This is a genomic window from Thermodesulfobacteriota bacterium, from assembly GCA_040753795.1.
Taxonomy (GTDB): domain Bacteria; phylum Desulfobacterota; class Desulfobacteria; order Desulfobacterales; family Desulfosudaceae; genus JBFMDX01.
This window is the reverse complement of record JBFMDX010000010.1, coordinates 53,778-68,776: the sequence shown is the minus strand read 5'-3', so window position 1 is coordinate 68,776 and position 14,999 is coordinate 53,778. Positions and strand designations below refer to the sequence as shown.

The 14,999-nt window shown below is 55.9% G+C and carries 16 protein-coding genes; 7 read left to right on the top strand and 9 right to left on the bottom strand.

Annotated elements, in window-relative coordinates; all coding sequences use genetic code 11:
* Nucleotides 1–205 precede the first annotated feature (205 nt).
* Entirely contained in the window at nucleotides 206–1,618 is a 1,413-nt protein-coding gene (gene cls / locus AB1724_12700; GenBank protein ID MEW6078668.1) for a cardiolipin synthase, read from the top strand.
* Nucleotides 1,619–1,636: 18 nt separating this feature from the next.
* Here cls and AB1724_12695 read toward each other — a convergent pair whose 3' ends face one another.
* Complete coding sequence (locus tag AB1724_12695) at nucleotides 1,637–2,167, bottom strand: YeeE/YedE thiosulfate transporter family protein (GenBank protein MEW6078667.1); 531 nt, start codon at nucleotides 2,165–2,167, stop codon at nucleotides 1,637–1,639.
* Nucleotides 2,164–2,706, bottom strand: a complete 543-nt coding sequence (locus tag AB1724_12690) for a YeeE/YedE thiosulfate transporter family protein (GenBank protein ID MEW6078666.1) — start codon at nucleotides 2,704–2,706, stop codon at nucleotides 2,164–2,166. Before AB1724_12690 ends, AB1724_12695 begins: the two co-directional genes overlap by 4 nt.
* Nucleotides 2,707–2,818: 112 nt before the next feature.
* Between AB1724_12690 and AB1724_12685 the strand changes: the two genes are divergently transcribed.
* Nucleotides 2,819–3,271 (top strand): phosphate-starvation-inducible PsiE family protein, encoded by a 453-nt coding sequence (locus AB1724_12685; protein MEW6078665.1) that lies wholly within the window; start codon nucleotides 2,819–2,821, stop codon nucleotides 3,269–3,271.
* 6 nt (nucleotides 3,272–3,277) lie between these two features.
* Here the strand turns inward: AB1724_12685 and AB1724_12680 are convergent, their stop codons facing one another.
* Together AB1724_12680 and AB1724_12675 are read right to left on the bottom strand one after the other, a co-directional pair.
* Entirely contained in the window at nucleotides 3,278–5,302 is a 2,025-nt protein-coding gene (locus tag AB1724_12680) for an acetyl-CoA carboxylase biotin carboxylase subunit (GenBank protein MEW6078664.1), read from the bottom strand.
* 4 nt (nucleotides 5,303–5,306) lie between these two features.
* Complete coding sequence (locus AB1724_12675) at nucleotides 5,307–6,860, bottom strand: acyl-CoA carboxylase subunit beta (protein ID MEW6078663.1); 1,554 nt, start codon at nucleotides 6,858–6,860, stop codon at nucleotides 5,307–5,309.
* A gap of 298 nt (nucleotides 6,861–7,158) precedes the next feature.
* Here AB1724_12675 and AB1724_12670 point away from each other — a divergent pair, with 298 nt between their 5' ends.
* The 5 genes from AB1724_12670 (at nucleotide 7,159) to AB1724_12650 (ending at nucleotide 11,169) form a co-directional block, all read left to right on the top strand.
* The gene (locus tag AB1724_12670; protein ID MEW6078662.1) at nucleotides 7,159–7,293 is read left to right on the top strand and encodes a hypothetical protein; all 135 of its coding nucleotides are present in this window, start codon (nucleotides 7,159–7,161) and stop codon (nucleotides 7,291–7,293) included.
* Nucleotides 7,294–7,587: 294 nt separating this feature from the next.
* Nucleotides 7,588–8,076, top strand: coding sequence for a MarR family transcriptional regulator (locus tag AB1724_12665; GenBank protein MEW6078661.1), 489 nt, complete (start codon nucleotides 7,588–7,590; stop codon nucleotides 8,074–8,076).
* Between the two features lie 2 nt (nucleotides 8,077–8,078).
* A complete protein-coding gene (locus AB1724_12660) occupies nucleotides 8,079–9,134 on the top strand; it encodes a 2-hydroxyacyl-CoA dehydratase family protein (protein ID MEW6078660.1) in 1,056 nt (351 codons plus the stop codon).
* 5 nt (nucleotides 9,135–9,139) lie between these two features.
* Nucleotides 9,140–10,354 carry a 2-hydroxyacyl-CoA dehydratase family protein gene (locus AB1724_12655; protein MEW6078659.1) on the top strand — a complete coding sequence of 405 codons (1,215 nt, stop codon included), beginning with the start codon at nucleotides 9,140–9,142 and terminating at the stop codon, nucleotides 10,352–10,354.
* Nucleotides 10,355–10,377: 23 nt separating this feature from the next.
* Entirely contained in the window at nucleotides 10,378–11,169 is a 792-nt protein-coding gene (locus AB1724_12650; protein ID MEW6078658.1) for an acyl-CoA dehydratase activase, read from the top strand.
* A gap of 111 nt (nucleotides 11,170–11,280) precedes the next feature.
* Here AB1724_12650 and AB1724_12645 read toward each other — a convergent pair whose 3' ends face one another.
* From AB1724_12645 to AB1724_12625, 5 genes are all read right to left on the bottom strand, one after another.
* Nucleotides 11,281–11,937 (bottom strand): hypothetical protein, encoded by a 657-nt coding sequence (locus tag AB1724_12645; GenBank protein ID MEW6078657.1) that lies wholly within the window; start codon nucleotides 11,935–11,937, stop codon nucleotides 11,281–11,283.
* A 105-nt stretch (nucleotides 11,938–12,042) separates the two neighbouring features.
* A complete protein-coding gene (locus AB1724_12640) occupies nucleotides 12,043–12,600 on the bottom strand; it encodes an OmpH family outer membrane protein (GenBank protein ID MEW6078656.1) in 558 nt (185 codons plus the stop codon).
* Between the two features lie 28 nt (nucleotides 12,601–12,628).
* Complete coding sequence (locus AB1724_12635; protein ID MEW6078655.1) at nucleotides 12,629–13,474, bottom strand: SDR family NAD(P)-dependent oxidoreductase; 846 nt, start codon at nucleotides 13,472–13,474, stop codon at nucleotides 12,629–12,631.
* A 26-nt stretch (nucleotides 13,475–13,500) separates the two neighbouring features.
* Nucleotides 13,501–14,370 carry a deoxyribonuclease IV gene (gene nfo / locus AB1724_12630; GenBank protein MEW6078654.1) on the bottom strand — a complete coding sequence of 290 codons (870 nt, stop codon included), beginning with the start codon at nucleotides 14,368–14,370 and terminating at the stop codon, nucleotides 13,501–13,503.
* 114 nt (nucleotides 14,371–14,484) lie between these two features.
* Nucleotides 14,485–14,916, bottom strand: coding sequence for a hypothetical protein (locus AB1724_12625; GenBank protein MEW6078653.1), 432 nt, complete (start codon nucleotides 14,914–14,916; stop codon nucleotides 14,485–14,487).
* Nucleotides 14,917–14,999: the final 83 nt, after the last annotated feature.

Genomic DNA, 14,999 nt, shown 5'->3' with positions numbered 1-14,999 from the left:
ATGGGAGTCAAGTCGCCGGAACTGTTGGCTGCCCTCCCGCCAGGAATACCGTCCGGATATGGTCCGGGTCCCGTCTACCGTCCAATGCCTGACCAGGCGCGGCCATGACAGGATGTTTGCGCTTTTAAAATCAGGCGGGAAAGGGCATAATTTCCGCTACTGTTCGTTTCGATATACGTAAAAAACGACTGGAGAAGCTTCGGCATTGAATATCTTTTTAGACATCGGCATTATTATCATCGTACTGGATCTTTATGCCGTGTTCCGCGCGATTTCACGGGGCCATGGCGTAGAGGGAACGCTGGCCTGGATATTGGCGATATTTGCCTTTCCCGGATTCGGCGCCCTCTCATACCTCCTTTTCGCGAACCCCGGCATCAAATCCACGACGCGACGGAAACGCCTGACCGCGGAGACGGTGCGCAAAGCGATTATGACAAGAATCGGCATAACCGCTGCCGGAGAACCGGGGTCTGTTCTGCACCTGTCTTCATCGCTTACCGGCCTGCTGCCCACAGTCGGAAATTCGGTCGACCTGCTCACGGAGAACGAACAGGCCTTCGAACAGATCGAACAGGTGATAGAGGAGGCGAAACACTCCATCTGGGCTGAATATTACCTTATCAGCAATGATGAAACCGGCCACCACTTTCTGGAGCTGCTCGCCGCCCAGGCGGGAAAGGGTATCGAGGTGCGGCTGTTATACGACGCTGTCGGTTCGCTGCGCATCGATGCGGAGCGCCTGTCCGCAATCAAAACCGCCGGCGGAAAAGCCGAATCGTTCCTTCCCGTGAACCCATTGAAAAAAAGGTGGTCGGTACATTTGAGAAACCACCGGAAGATCATCATTGTGGACGGGCAGACCGGTTTTACCGGCGGAATGAATGTCGGCAACGAATACTCGGGACAAAAATGGCGAAAAAAACCCGCCGCCCGTTTCCGTGACACGCATCTGGCATTGCGGGGGCCGGCGGTGTCGGACTTGGCCCGGATTTTTTCCGAAGACTGGACCTTTGCCACCGGGGAGCCGCTGGCCTGCCCGGAGCCGCCGGTTTTAAGCGAACACGGCACATCCGTCGTATCAGTGGTGCCAAGCGGCCCCGACCAGAAATACAATGCCAGCCGCCTGGTTTACTTTACCGCCATCACCTCGGCGCGAAAGCACTGCTATCTTTCTACCCCTTATTTCATACCGGACGAGCCGACCATGCAGGCGCTCATCAGCGCCGCGGCAAGGGGAGTCGATGTCCGGATCCTCGTTCCGGAAAAAAGCGATGTCGCCATTGCCGGGCCGGCTACCCGCTCCTACTACCCCAGACTGGTTCACGCCGGTGTCCGCATATTCGAATACCGGGCGTCCATGCTTCATGCCAAGTCATTGGCCGTTGACGGCGCCTGGAGCGTTGTCGGCTCGGCCAATGCGGATATCAGGAGTTTCCGGCTCAACTTCGAGCTCGGGGTCATCGTGACCGACCCCATGTTCACGCAACGCCTCGAGGAGAGGTTTTCTCAGGATTTCAGCCTGAGCCGGGAAATCAGGGCCGGGCATCTCTATCAACAGGGTCTGGCGGAACGTTTATGGCAAGGGACATGCCGTCTGTTGTCACCGCTCCTGTGATCCGGAGTCCAGCACGGCCTATACGTTTTTCTTCTCAAAAAAGACGAACAGACCGAAGACCGCGACCCAAAACAGGGGAATAATGCCCCACTTTGAGATCCCGGTCACTTCCGGCAGCCCGATTTTCCCGAAGTCCTTCCACGCCAGTACCGTCGTTTTGAAAACCGGGTACAGCTCGGCATAGACCGCCGCGCCGGTAATCATGCCGATGATGGCGAAGACCGCATGCCAGCGGCCTTCTCCCAGCGCCCCGATGGAGGTGCCGGGACAATAACCCATGATGGCCCACCCGGCGCCGAATAGCGCTCCCCCGATGATCACGGCGCCCGCGTTCATGGGCTTATGGCTCAGGGTAATGATACCCAAATCCGACAGCAGGTTGATGCCGACCATTCCCACAAGGATCGATGACAGCATGAACTTGAATATGGTCATGTCCAGGAACAGCATGGCCCCGACCTGCTTATCAAAACGAAGCACACGGCCTTTTTGCAGAAGAAATCCGAAGACAATGCCGGTGGCCAGACCCAACAATTGTTCATTCGTCATGAGGACCTCCTTTTATATACGAGATGGGCCGCGATAACGCCGACGCCGAAAAACAGGGCCAGTGCCGGAAACGCGCTGACCGAAAGCTGCATCATGCCGCTTAAGCCGTGTCCGCTGGGACACCCGTCCGCCAGACGGGCGCCAATCATGGCGACGACGCCGCCCAGAAACGCGCCGACCGCCCTCTTCCCCACGGACGGACCGAATCGTTTCTCCCACATCGGCGGCACGGGCTCAAGTTTAAAGCTTTTATCCGTAAGAGAAGAAATCAGCGCGCCGATAAAAATACCGGCCACCAGCATGAATTGCCAGTCCACACGGATCTTCTCCTTGATAAAGTACGCATTGGCCTGGACATATTCGGCTGAGATCATTTTTTCCAAAAGGCCGGCCGCCCGGACAAAGGTGGTCGACGCGCCCAGGTAGTTCGTTTTCCCGAGCAGTTGAGTGGTGGCATAAACGGAGGCGATTGCCAGCAGACCTAACAGGGCCCCGGCTAAATATGGACTCCAGCCACCATCTTGTGTTTTCCATTTCATCCGGCTTCCTCCTTTCCCAAAAAAAGTTATCACCATCTAGAAAATGCTATTTTAAAAATATATGATTTAAAATATATTTTTAGCAACCTCCGCTGAAAAGGAAACCCCTATCATGTTAAAAAATTTTGAAAAGATCATCATTTTTCCCCTGATCGGCATGATGGCCCTGGTGATTCTGATATCAACCGTCGAACTCGGCGTGCTGATCATCAAGGACATTTTTTCTCCCCCCCGATACTGGCTTGGGATAGATCAGTTGTTTGACATTTTCGGTTTCTTTTTGATCATACTGATCGGCCTGGAACTCCTGGAAACCATCAAAGCCTATCTGGCGGAAAATGTCATCCATTCCGAAATCGTCCTCGAGGTTGCCTTGATCGCGATTGCCCGGAAAGTGATCATTCTTGATGTTAAAGATTACGAACCGTTGGCCGTTTTGGGAACCGCTTCCCTAATTCTTGCAATCGCCGTGTCCTATTTTCTTATTAAAAGATGCCGCACCGGTTTACAGGAATCCGATGACGCGCATCAAAAGAAAAACGTTGGCTGCGGAATCGAGGGATAAAGGATATCAGGCCGGGCCGTTTTTCTGGAACCGGATCATGACCTGCTGGGCCTCGACGGCCTGGCCCGCCTCGACCAGGATTTCGGCGATTACGCCGTCGATGGGAGAAGCCACGCCGCTTTCCATTTTCATGGATTCCAGGACGACCAGCGTCTGCCCTCTGAAGACACGGTCGCCTTTAGCCGCCCGGACATCCACCACCAGGCCCGGCATGGGGCAGACAAGCGCGTCATCGGCGATCTTCTCGCTCCGTTTCGGCATGTATCTGATCAAATCCCATTCCCTGGGATTATACATCTCAAACAGCCGGGTGATGCCGTTGAAAGAGGCGAAGAAAAAGGACTGCTCGGCCCGCAGTCTGAACCGATGGATCTGGCCGTCAATCTCAAGGGCCAGCCGCCGGCGATAAAACTGGAACTCGGGTGTTTTAACCAGGTATGTTTTTTCGTTGACGGTAATCTCCCAGTGCCGATCCTCAAGGGAGCCGTTGAGCTCGATCCGGAAAGCGTCATCCAGGGACCTGACCCGGTAGGAATGAATTTGGCCACGATCTTTCTGGCGGCCGATTCTTGAAACCATGGGCCGCAGAGACTCACGGACGGCGACGTTCCTGACATGGTAGATCAGGGTGGCCGCCAGCGCCATGAGGTTTAAATGCTCCGGCTCCGGCCGCCGTTTCGGAGTGCTGCCGTCAAAATGCGCGTCAATGAAGCCGGTATGCAGATGACCCTGGGCGAATTCCGGATGGCACAGGACGCTGTTGACAAAATCGACGTTGGTGGCGAACCCCTCAATATGATAGCCGTTCAGGGCTTCGATCAGCGCCGTGCGCGCCTCTTCCCGATCCTGGCCGTGGCAGATCACCTTGGCCATCATCGAATCGTAATAAATACTGATGTGACTGCCGGTGTCGACGCCGCTGTCCACCCGGATTTTCTTCCCCCGGGGCTCGGCATAGCGGGTGACCATGCCGGTTGACGGCATAAAGCCCCTGGCCGGGTCCTCGGCGCAGATCCGGGCTTCCATGGCCCAGCCCTGCATCCGGACTTCCTCCTGTTTAAAGGGCAGTGCTTCTCCGGATGCGATCCGCACCTGCATCTCCACCAGATCAATGCCGTTGACCAGTTCGGTCACGGGATGCTCAACCTGGAGCCGGGTGTTCATCTCCAGAAAATAGAAATCGCCGCCGGCGTCCAGGATGAATTCAAGGGTCCCGGCGTTAATGTACCCGGCCTTTTTCGCCAGGCTGCGGGCCGCCTCTCCCATGCGCCGCCTCAACGCTTCGGAAACCGCCGGCGAGGGAGACTCTTCAATCACTTTCTGATATCGCCGTTGAATGGAGCATTCCCTTTCGCCCAGGTGAACGATATGGCCATGGGCGTCGGCCAGAATCTGGATTTCAACGTGACGGGGTTTTTCGATATATCGTTCCAGGAAGACGGTGCTTTCCCCGAAGGACTTGCCGGCTTCCTTCCGGCTGACGGACAAGGCGGCTTCCATCTCTCCGGGGCCGCTGACGATCCGCATGCCCTTCCCGCCCCCGCCGGCGGCGGGTTTGAGCAGGACCGGATAGCCGATGCCGGCGGCGGCCGCCAGCGCCTCATCCAGGTCCTTTATGGCCCGGTCATATCCGGGTATCACCGGGACACCTGCACTGACGGCCAGTTCCTTGGCGGCGATCTTGTCCCCCATCATGGCAATGGCCCCGGCCGGAGGCCCGATAAAGGTCAGACCGGCGGCCGATACGGCGTCGGCAAAGCCGGCATTCTCGGAAAGAAAGCCGTAGCCGGGATGAACGGCCTCGCAGCCGGCGAACAGAGCGGCCTGGATGACCTTGTCGATATTCAGGTAAGATTCCCGGGCGGGGGCGGGCCCGATACAAACCGCTTCATCCGCGTATTGCACATGGAGGCTGCGCCGGTCCGCGTCGGAATAGACGACCGCGGAGGCAATCCCCAGGCGCTTGAGGGTGCGGATGACACGAACGGCGATTTCACCGCGGTTGGCGATCAATACTTTTTTAAACATCATGACCTCATAAGGGGATGTTGCCGTGTTTACGATCCGGAAGTCTGCTTTCCTTTCCTTCCAGCACCTGCAGGGTGCGAATCAAGCGGTGGCGAGTCTCGCGGGGGAAAATCACGTCATCGATGTATCCCCGCTTGGCCGCCAGGAAAGGATTGATGAAACGCTTCCGGTAATGCTCCATCTTTTCGTTGATCAGGCGCTGGGGGTCTTCCGCCGTCATGATCTCCCGGCGGTAAATGATTTCAGCGGCCCCTCTGGCGCCCATGACGGCGATTTCGGCCGTCGGCCAGGCGTAGTTGACGTCACAGTGAATGTGCTTGGAATTCATTACCAGGTAGGCCCCGCCGTATGCCTTACGAACGATGACCGTGATCCGGGGGACGGAAGCTTCGGTGAAGGCGTAAAGAAGTTTGGCGCCGTGACGGATGATGCCGCCATGTTCCTGATCCGGTCCCGGCATAAACCCCGGCACGTCCACCAGGGCGATGATGGGAATGTTGAAGGTGTCGCAAAACCGGACAAAACGCCCGGCCTTGACCGAGGCGTCATTGTCCAGAACGCCCGCCAGCACCGCCGGCTGGTTGGCCACGAGCCCGATGGTCTGACCGCCGAGACGGCCGAAGCCGCAGATGATGTTCCGGGCAAAATGCTCATGAACTTCCATGAATTCGGCTCCGTCCAGGATGCTGTATATCAGCACGTTCATATTGTATGTCTGGTTGGGATCATCTGGAACCAGATAGTCCAGAACCGGGTCGATGCGGTCCGGCGGGTCCAACAAGTCCAGAAGCGGGGACCGCTGCCGGTTGTTGGAAGGCAGGTAGCTGATGAGCCGTCGGACTTCCCGGAGGCAGAGCACGTCATTGGGGGCGGTAAAGTGGGCGACGCCGCTCTTTTGCGCATGGACGTCGGCGCCGCCGAGGTCATCGGAGGTGATGTCCTGGTGGGTGACGGTCTTGACGACGTTGGGTCCGGTTACGAACATATAGGAAGACGCCTGCACCATGAAAACAAAATCGGTCATGGACGGGCTGTAAACAGCGCCCCCGGCGCAGGGCCCCATGATGCATGAAATCTGAGGCACCACGCCGCTGGCATGAACGTTCCGGTGAAATATTTCTCCGTAAGCGGCCAGGGAATCCACCCCCTCCTGAATCCGGGCCCCGCCCGAATCCTTCAGGCCGATGATGGGAGCGCCGACCTTGACCGCCATGTCCATGACTTTGCAGATTTTCTGGGAATGGGCTTCACCCAAAGAACCGCCGATAACAGTGAAGTCCTGGCTGAACACGAACACTTCACGACCGTCAATGGACCCGTGGCCGGTCACCACGCCGTCCCCGGGATAGTTTTTCTCGTCTCCGATCGCGCTGCCCCGACCGGTTTTCAAGGCGTCGAACTCCTCGAAGGTACCGTCGTCCAGGAGAAGATGGATCCTCTCCCGGGCGGTGAGTTTGCCTTTGCGATGCTGGTCGTCTATCTTCTCTGGGCCGCCGGATGAGGCGGATTCATTCCGCAGTTTCTCCAGGGTGGCCAGTGTGCTGTTAAGTTGGATTTCCATAGACACGCCTTTTCACAAAAGACCTTTACGATTTGGATGAACCGATAAATTCAGCGGATTCTTCAAAGAAAAGCAGGTGTTCTAAAAGGTATTTTGTATAACCGGACAGAACGATCCCTGTCAACAAAAAACCACTTGCCACGACCATAAAGGCATTGACACCAGAATCCGCCTTGCTATATACAACGTCAATCAAAACAGATTGTTATATTCGAATCGGAAATGAGGGAAACATATCAGGGAAAGCGTCATGACCGGCGAAAACCCCCATCCGAATTTTTGGGGCGATGAAATGCGAATGAACCAAACCGTCCCGCTGCTGCTGCTCGGACCTTGCCTCATCGTGTTTACCGTGTGCGCCGTCTCCCCTTATGACCGGGCGGTCTGGTGGGCGGGCCTGGCCGTCCGGGGTCGGACCACGCCAACATGCTGAATTAAAGAAATATACGCTCCGAAACCACCTCAAAAATCAGGCTTAGACTGCCCTTTTTGACCCTGAAAATGATGTTTAAGTCATCCGGTTTTATGAAGCGGATCCGTTATTGTGCCCCGAATAAAGCTGATTGATTAAGATCATCAGCACTTTAGATGATGTCCGGAAAAGCGAGTGCTTATCCCTATCCCTAAAAATCAAAATCAAATAAAATTTTACTTGCATATATTACGTTAGCGTAATATATTGATAGGTAAATTATGGATAGGCAATAACAACCGGACAAGGTGCCCTATGAATTATTTTCCCCCTGAAGAATGCCCCTTTTACCTGATCACGCGATCATCACTCACATTAACCTCGCTGTTAAAAAAGGTCCTGACCGACTGCGGACTGGATGATGTCAAACCCGCCTACCTGGGGGCGCTGATGTGTCTCTGGAAAGATGAGAACCTGGATGACATGTTGAGCAAATTCGGCAGCAGGGACGGCATGAAACTTTCCGAACTGGGGCTTTGCGCCGGGCTGGAGCCCTCCACCATGACCGGCCTGATCGACCGCATGGAGCGGGACGGCCTGGTGTATCGTTCCAGTGATCCTAACGACCGCCGGGCCCAGCAGGTCAAGTTGACGGAACGAGGCGTAAAAATTCAATCCGCTGTCTTCGAGGCCATAGAACGGATGTTCACCCAGGCTTTTGACGGCATCGCATCCGGGGACATGTCGGTCGTTAAAAAAGTGCTGCGAACCATATTAGCCAACGCCAACAAAGGGGGTGCCTGATCATGAAAAACGAAAACGCCATCGGGTTTGCCTGCGCCTACACGCCGCTGGCCCTGATCCATGCCGCCGGGTTTACGCCGTATCGTGTTCTGCCGGTCGGCGACAATCCGGACCAGGCCGGCCGCCTCCTGCACGACAACCTCTGCCCTCATGTCAAGCGCATCCTGGACCGGGCCATGAGCAACGACCTGCCGGACCTGTCCGGAATGATCTTCATGAACAGTTGCGATGCCATGCGTCGCCTGGCGGATGCCTGGCGGATCGCGCGGCCGGAGATAAAGAGCGCGCTGGTCGATCTGCCCGTGACCACCGCTGAAAACGACATCCATTTTTTAACGGATGAATTAAAACGAACCGCCGACCTCCTGACGGCATGGGGCGGAAAGCCCTATAGCCCGGAGGCGCTGATCACCGGCATACGGGCCTACAATCAACTGGCCGACCGTTTCCGGCAATTAAGAGAATCCGTCCGGGACAACACCATAAAACAGGGGACCGGAGCACTGCAGAAGGCTTATCTTGAGGCGTCCTGCATGGCACCGGAACGGATGCTGCCGGTACTGGACGATCTTCTGGCGTTAAAAGATGAACACCCGGCCGATGACGGGGTTCCCGTGTACCTGTTCGGCAACATGCTGCCGGACATCGATGCCATGGACCTTTTCGCGGAATGCGGCGCCAGGATTATCGTCGACGACCTGTGCACCGGTTCCCGCATGTTCCCGCCCATAACCGTGACGACGGACGCTGGCGATGACCTGCTGCACGAATACGCCCGGGAACTTATGAACCGCCCGGCCTGCGCCCGCACCATGAATCCCGCCCGGCCCGGAAAACTGGCCGCCGACATCGTGGCCGATGCCGGGCGCTGCCGGGCCAAAGGCGTAATCGGGCACACCGTAAAATTCTGCGACCCGTATCTTGCCCGCCTGCCGGGGATCAGGGCCGAACTGAAAAAAGAGGGCATCCCCTTCCTCCTGCTGGAAGGCGACTGCACGGTGCGTTCCATGGGCCAGCAGAAAACCAGAATTGAAGCCTTTATCGAAATGCTGAGGTGATCATCATGATGATGGAATATTTTGAACAACTGGAAGACGGCCTCCGGAAGGCCATTGCCAGCGGTCAGGCCAGCCCGCGAAAAATATATTCGCTGGAGGTTGCCCGCCTGGGGAAACGACTCTATTCCGGGACGAACAGGGTGGCCTGGTGCGGGATCACCGCGCCGTTCGACCTGCTGGGCGCCATGGGTATCACCTCCTGCTTCGTGGAGTTCATCGGCGCCATGCTGGCCAGCACTGGCGCCGCCGGCGAGTTCATAGAGGCAACGGAACATATCGGTTATTCTTCCGATTCCTGCAGCTACCACCGGGCGGTCACGGGCGCCGCCATAAAAGGATTGATGCCCGAACCGGAGTTTTTGATCGGGACCACCAACCCGTGTTCCGGCGGTTTGGCGGTGATTGAAAACCTGGCCGCCCATTTCAAAAAAAAGCTGTTTGTCCTTCACGTGCCCCAGGACGAGTCCGGGAAAAACGTGCGCTATTTTGCCGATCAGCTCCGTGACATGACGGCCTTTATAACGGATGTGACCGGGATTACCCCGGACCCGGAAAAGCTGAAAATGGCCATGACGAACACCAACCGGACCCGGAGCATCCTGGCCGAGATATATGACCTGGCCAGGGGCCTCCCCTCGCCGGTGACCAGCAAGGAGTTGAGCAATTTCGGCATCGTCATGGCGCTTTTCCTGGGAACCGAAGAAGCGGTAAACGTAGCGGAAGCCTACCGGGACGAATTTAAACATCGCCTCGCGGCAGGGGCAACCGGCAGGCCTAAAGAAAAGTTCCGGCTGCTCTGGATCCAGAACCGGATTCAGTTTAAAAACCCGATTGAAAAATTGTTAGAAGATGAGTTCGGCGCCCGGATCGTCATCGATGAACTCAACGACATCACCTGGGACCCGATCGACCTGGACGATATTTATGGGGGGCTTGCCCGGCGCTCCATATCCATTCCCTTTAACGGGACCATTGAAAAACGGGTAAGCCATCTGCGGAAGCTGGCGAAAGCATATCAGGTGGACGGCGCCGTCAACCCCTGCAACTGGGGGTGCCGCCAGGGCACCGGCGCCCGCGGCCTGATCGAAGACGGGTTGAAGGAAATCGGCGTACCGGTGCTCAATCTGGAAGTGGATTGCGTCGATTCGCGCAAATTTACCGAAGGTCAGTTCCGGACCCGCCTGGAGGCTTTTGTGGAGATGATGGAAAGTCGGAAATAGACTGATCACAGAGAGGAACTATTATGTATTACCTGGGAATTGATATCGGCAGTCTGTCCAGCGACGCGGTGCTGATCGACCGGGATGAAACCGTTCTGGCCACGTCGGTGGTCCCCACCGGCGCCCGCAACCAGGAGGCCATCGAGCGGGCGACCAATGAAGTGCTGCAAAAATCCGGGCTGACCAAAGACAGGCTGGCCGCCATCGTGTCCACCGGCTACGGCCGGAACCGCGTGACGGACCGCCTTTGCGCCGTTACGGAAATCACCTGCCATGCCAAGGGAATCCTGGCCTTTTACCCGCAAACCCGCGTACTGATCGACATCGGCGGTCAGGACAGCAAGGTCATCCTTCTGGATGCCGACGGCAAGGTGACGGACTTTGCCATGAACGACAAGTGCGCCGCCGGCACCGGGCGGTTTCTCGAAGCCATGGCCAGGGCGCTCCAGGTCGATATTGACGAAATGGGGGAACTCGATAAAGGCGCCCAGGCGGGATTGACCATCAGCAGCATGTGCACGGTATTCGCCGAGAGCGAAGTCGTGTCGCTGATCGCCAACGGCACGCCGGTCAAAGAGATTGTTAACGGGCTGAACCGCTCCATTGCCAGCCGGACAGTGTCCCTGGTCAAACGGGTTGCCTCCGATTTAAACGGATATGCCGTGGCCATGTCCGGCGGCGTGGCGCGTAACAACGGCGTGGTCAGGGCCATCAGCGAAGCCCTGGGCGGCGTCAGCGTGCTGGTGCCGGAACTGCCGGATACCGTCGGCGCCATGGGCGCGGCTCTGATCGCCAAAGAGCGGTCCGGCGGGTAAGCCTTCAACAAAAAAAGGCAAGGGGCTTGATCACCGGATATTTCTCAGCGGAATCGTGAATATCCGCCAACACGCCCTGCCGAACCGCCGGGAAGGAGCCGCGGACCCGGGCTATGGGGAGATGCCGGATCTGTTTAGCCGGTCAGCCGCGCGCTGCCAGCATATTTCCCGGGCCTTGAAATAATTTTCCGGAGCCGCCGTTCCCCAGTCTTCGTTCATTTTCCTGATCCGATTATTTAAACTCGCTTTCTGTCCCGCCGTTTCAAAGCTTTTCAGTTCGATTACGACCTCGTAGCTCTCATATGCCTCAATCAACCGTGTTCTGACATCCTTTATTTCCTGAATGCCGTCAAGTTCGTCAACCTTTTGTTTCGCATCCGCCAGCAATCTTTCATATTCGCGCCAGTCGATTTTTCCGGTAACGCTATTTTTAAGCTTCACCAGGGCGTCATAGGCGCTTTTTACTTTTTCCTCTCTTTCCGCCTTCTGCTTTTTTGTTATGTCCCCTTCTTTAGCCGCCTCTTCTTCGGCTTTTATTTGATCGATAGTGCTTTCCAGGCCATCGTTTCCCGGTTGAACCGCCTTCGGAGGTTCCTTGTTTTCTACTCCCTCAAGGACCTCGACGGATCCCTCGGGATTATCAGGAGCGGTATCCGAATAGCGCCTGATCCCGCTTTCGTCTATCCAGGAATTGATTTCCGCGTAAAGGGGCCAGACGGCCAGAAACTGAAACAGCAACAGGCATGCGCCATATTTTAAATGTTTCATTATCCTCCTCCTCTTTTTTGCAAAGGATCAGCGACGCTTTTTCACCTTTATCAAATCAGCCAGGTCAAGCTTCTCTCCGCCGATGTCAGCGGAATCGGAAGATATTTATTCCCGGTAGTTATCCAGCCGTTTGATAATCTCATCGGTGACGTCAACGGTTTTGCAATAAACGGCCACCCGCTGCTTTTCCATGATGATGCAATAATCCGTGGTGGCGATAAACTGATCCAGAACCTTGCGAACCCTTTCCTTCATTTTTTCCAGAAGCGCGTTATCCATCTCCACCAGATCCTTGTCAAAATCCTCCTTCAACCATTTCAATTCCCGGACCATCTTTTCCAGTTCTTTTTCCTGTTTTTTGGTCGCCGCTGAATCTTTCCCCGCCTCTTTCAGGCTCAACACTTTCTGCCGCTGTTTCTCGGCCTCTTCTCTTTTCTTGTCGAGCACATTCCGCTGTTCTTCCATTTCCGCAGTAAAATCCGCCTTGACCTTCTGGGCGTATTGAGATTGAAGAACGATCCTGGCCGTATCAATGATGCCTATCTTGGTATCTTCCGCCCGGCTGACGGTTACATCGGCAACCGCCATCATCACCAGGCAGAAAAAAATCATCGACAGGCAGCCCCCGGAAATACCATTTTCGTTTTTAACTTTCATCATCATGTTGGTCACCCTGCTATGTTGTTATGTTTTACAAATGTTTTTCGTTTCCGTATCCCACCAGTTTTTCCATGCACCGGCCGGTCCCGATCAGGCGGACCAGCACTACCTGCAGCCATCGATCCGGCAGAAGCGCCCGGAACAGCAACCCCAGGTGCAATGTCACCGGAATCTTGACGACGTTCCGCCTCCGCCGGAGGGCCTTGTCGACGATGGCCCGGGCCACGACATCATGGGATCGGATGCGCGGCACCAGCAATTCACCCAGAAGATTAAGCCGCCCGCCGGAAAACAGCCCTTCCCTGATAAAATGGGGATGAACCGACGTAAAGGCAATGTTTTTACCGTCCATGACGGCTTCCGCCCTCAGGGACTCGGTCAGCCCCAACACCGCCCATTTGGTGGCGGCATAAACCGCCACGTCCGCCACCCCGATCAGGCCGGCCGCCGAGGAAATGTTGACGATGTGACCTTCATTTCTCCGGTACATCCCGGGCAGAATCGCGTGAGTCGTGTACAGGATGGAACGGAAATTGACGGCCGTCTCCCGTTCCCATTCGTCCAGGGACACGTCACAGAACCGGCCGTGCTTTTCAATGCCGGCGTTATTGATCAGAATATCGACGCGGCCCATTTCCCTTTCGGCCGTTGACGCCAGGGCCATCACCTTTTCCCGGTCGGTCACGTCGCAGAGGTGGGCGTAAACAGCGCCTTGTTTAAGGGTTTTCAATTCATCCGACGCCTTCTCCAGGGCATCCCGGTTCATGTCCCAGATGGTGACATCACACCCTTGCGCCAGCAGTCGTCTGGCCGTCGCCAACCCGATGCCCATGGCACCGCCGGTCACGATCGCCTTTCTGCCTTCAAGAAAGCCCATATGTTCCCCTTCTCTCAATTAAACATTTATACGGCAACCTTGCCATTCATCCCGTTCTTGATCATCCGGTAAAGGGACGCGATCTCCTCCGCCCAGATATCGCTGTCCGTGGTCTCCAGGATCATGGGGATATCGTCGAACCGGGGATCGTTCATCATCAACCGGAACGGCGCCAGTCCCAGCGTGCCGTCACCGAGACGCTCATGGCGGTCGACCCGGCTGGCCAGCCCGGACCTGGCGTCATTAAGATGAACGCCTTTCAAGTACCGAAATCCGATCACCCGGTCAAAATCCGCCATGGTTTTTTCATAGGCCTTTTTCGTCCGCAAATCATAGCCGGCGGCAAAGGCGTGACAGGTGTCAAGACAGACGCCTATCCGCGTCTTATCTTCCACGGCCTCAATGATCCGGGCAATATGCTCAAACCGGAAACCGACATTATTCCCCTGGCCGGCGGTGTTTTCGACCACGGCAACCACGCCGTCCGTCCGGTCCAAGGCAATGTTGAGGGATTCGGCGACTCTGTCTAAGCAGGCGTCTTGCGTCATCCGGCCCAGGTGACTGCCGGGATGAAAGTTGAGGCGGTTCAGCCCCAGTTGACGGCACCGGTTCATTTCATCAATAAAAGCATCGCGGGATTTTTTCAGGCTTTCCCGGTCCGGATGACCGATGTTTATCAGATACCCGTCATGGGGAAGGATATGTCGCGGATGGTATCCATTGTCGGCAAAGTTTTTCCGGAAAGCGTCAACCGATTCCCCTGAAAGGGGCTTTGCCCGCCACTGCCGCTGATTTTTAGTGAAAAGGGCGAAAGCGCGGGCGCCAATCCGGGCGGCATTGAGGGGGGCGTTTTCGACACCGCCCGATACACTGACATGCGCGCCGACGTATTTCATCCATCACGCTCCGGGAAAGCTGCCGTTGGCTGGGTTACTCTATTATAATTCCTGCCGAAACCATTCGACCCCGACTATGCCGCCGGCGGTAAGTCATGAGGACATAGCTGATTTTCAACAGGGCCCTTTGACCATTTCGAGGCCGTATTCATCGATAAAACGTTCCAGTTGAATTTTCTGCAAAGGCAGCAAACCGGAAAAGGAGACGCAAAGCGTCCGGATAGACCGGGCATTGGGCATTTGAGCGACTTCAAAATCCGTAACCGGGGTGAATTTCAGTTTGTCCACGGCAATGGTTCCGTCCGGCAGGGCGATGGCCAATTCTTCCACGTTGCGCAGAAGGTTCTTCTGATCCATGTACTGCACCGCCAGCCCCTTCATGCCGATATCCTTGATTGGTCCCAGCTTCACCGGCGCGGGTTTACCCAGTTTCAGCAGAGAAGGCTTGTAAATCATGACAAAGGCGCCGTTTTTTACCTGATATCTTTTCCAGCGCCTTTTACTGGCGCCACTGTCGCTTTTTCTGGCCATAGGTAAATCCGCCATTCAGATCCTTATGATCCCCTGACTTTCGCAGTCAGTCGTCACAATTTTTTAAATTTTTTCACAAAACCATCACCAAGTCAAAG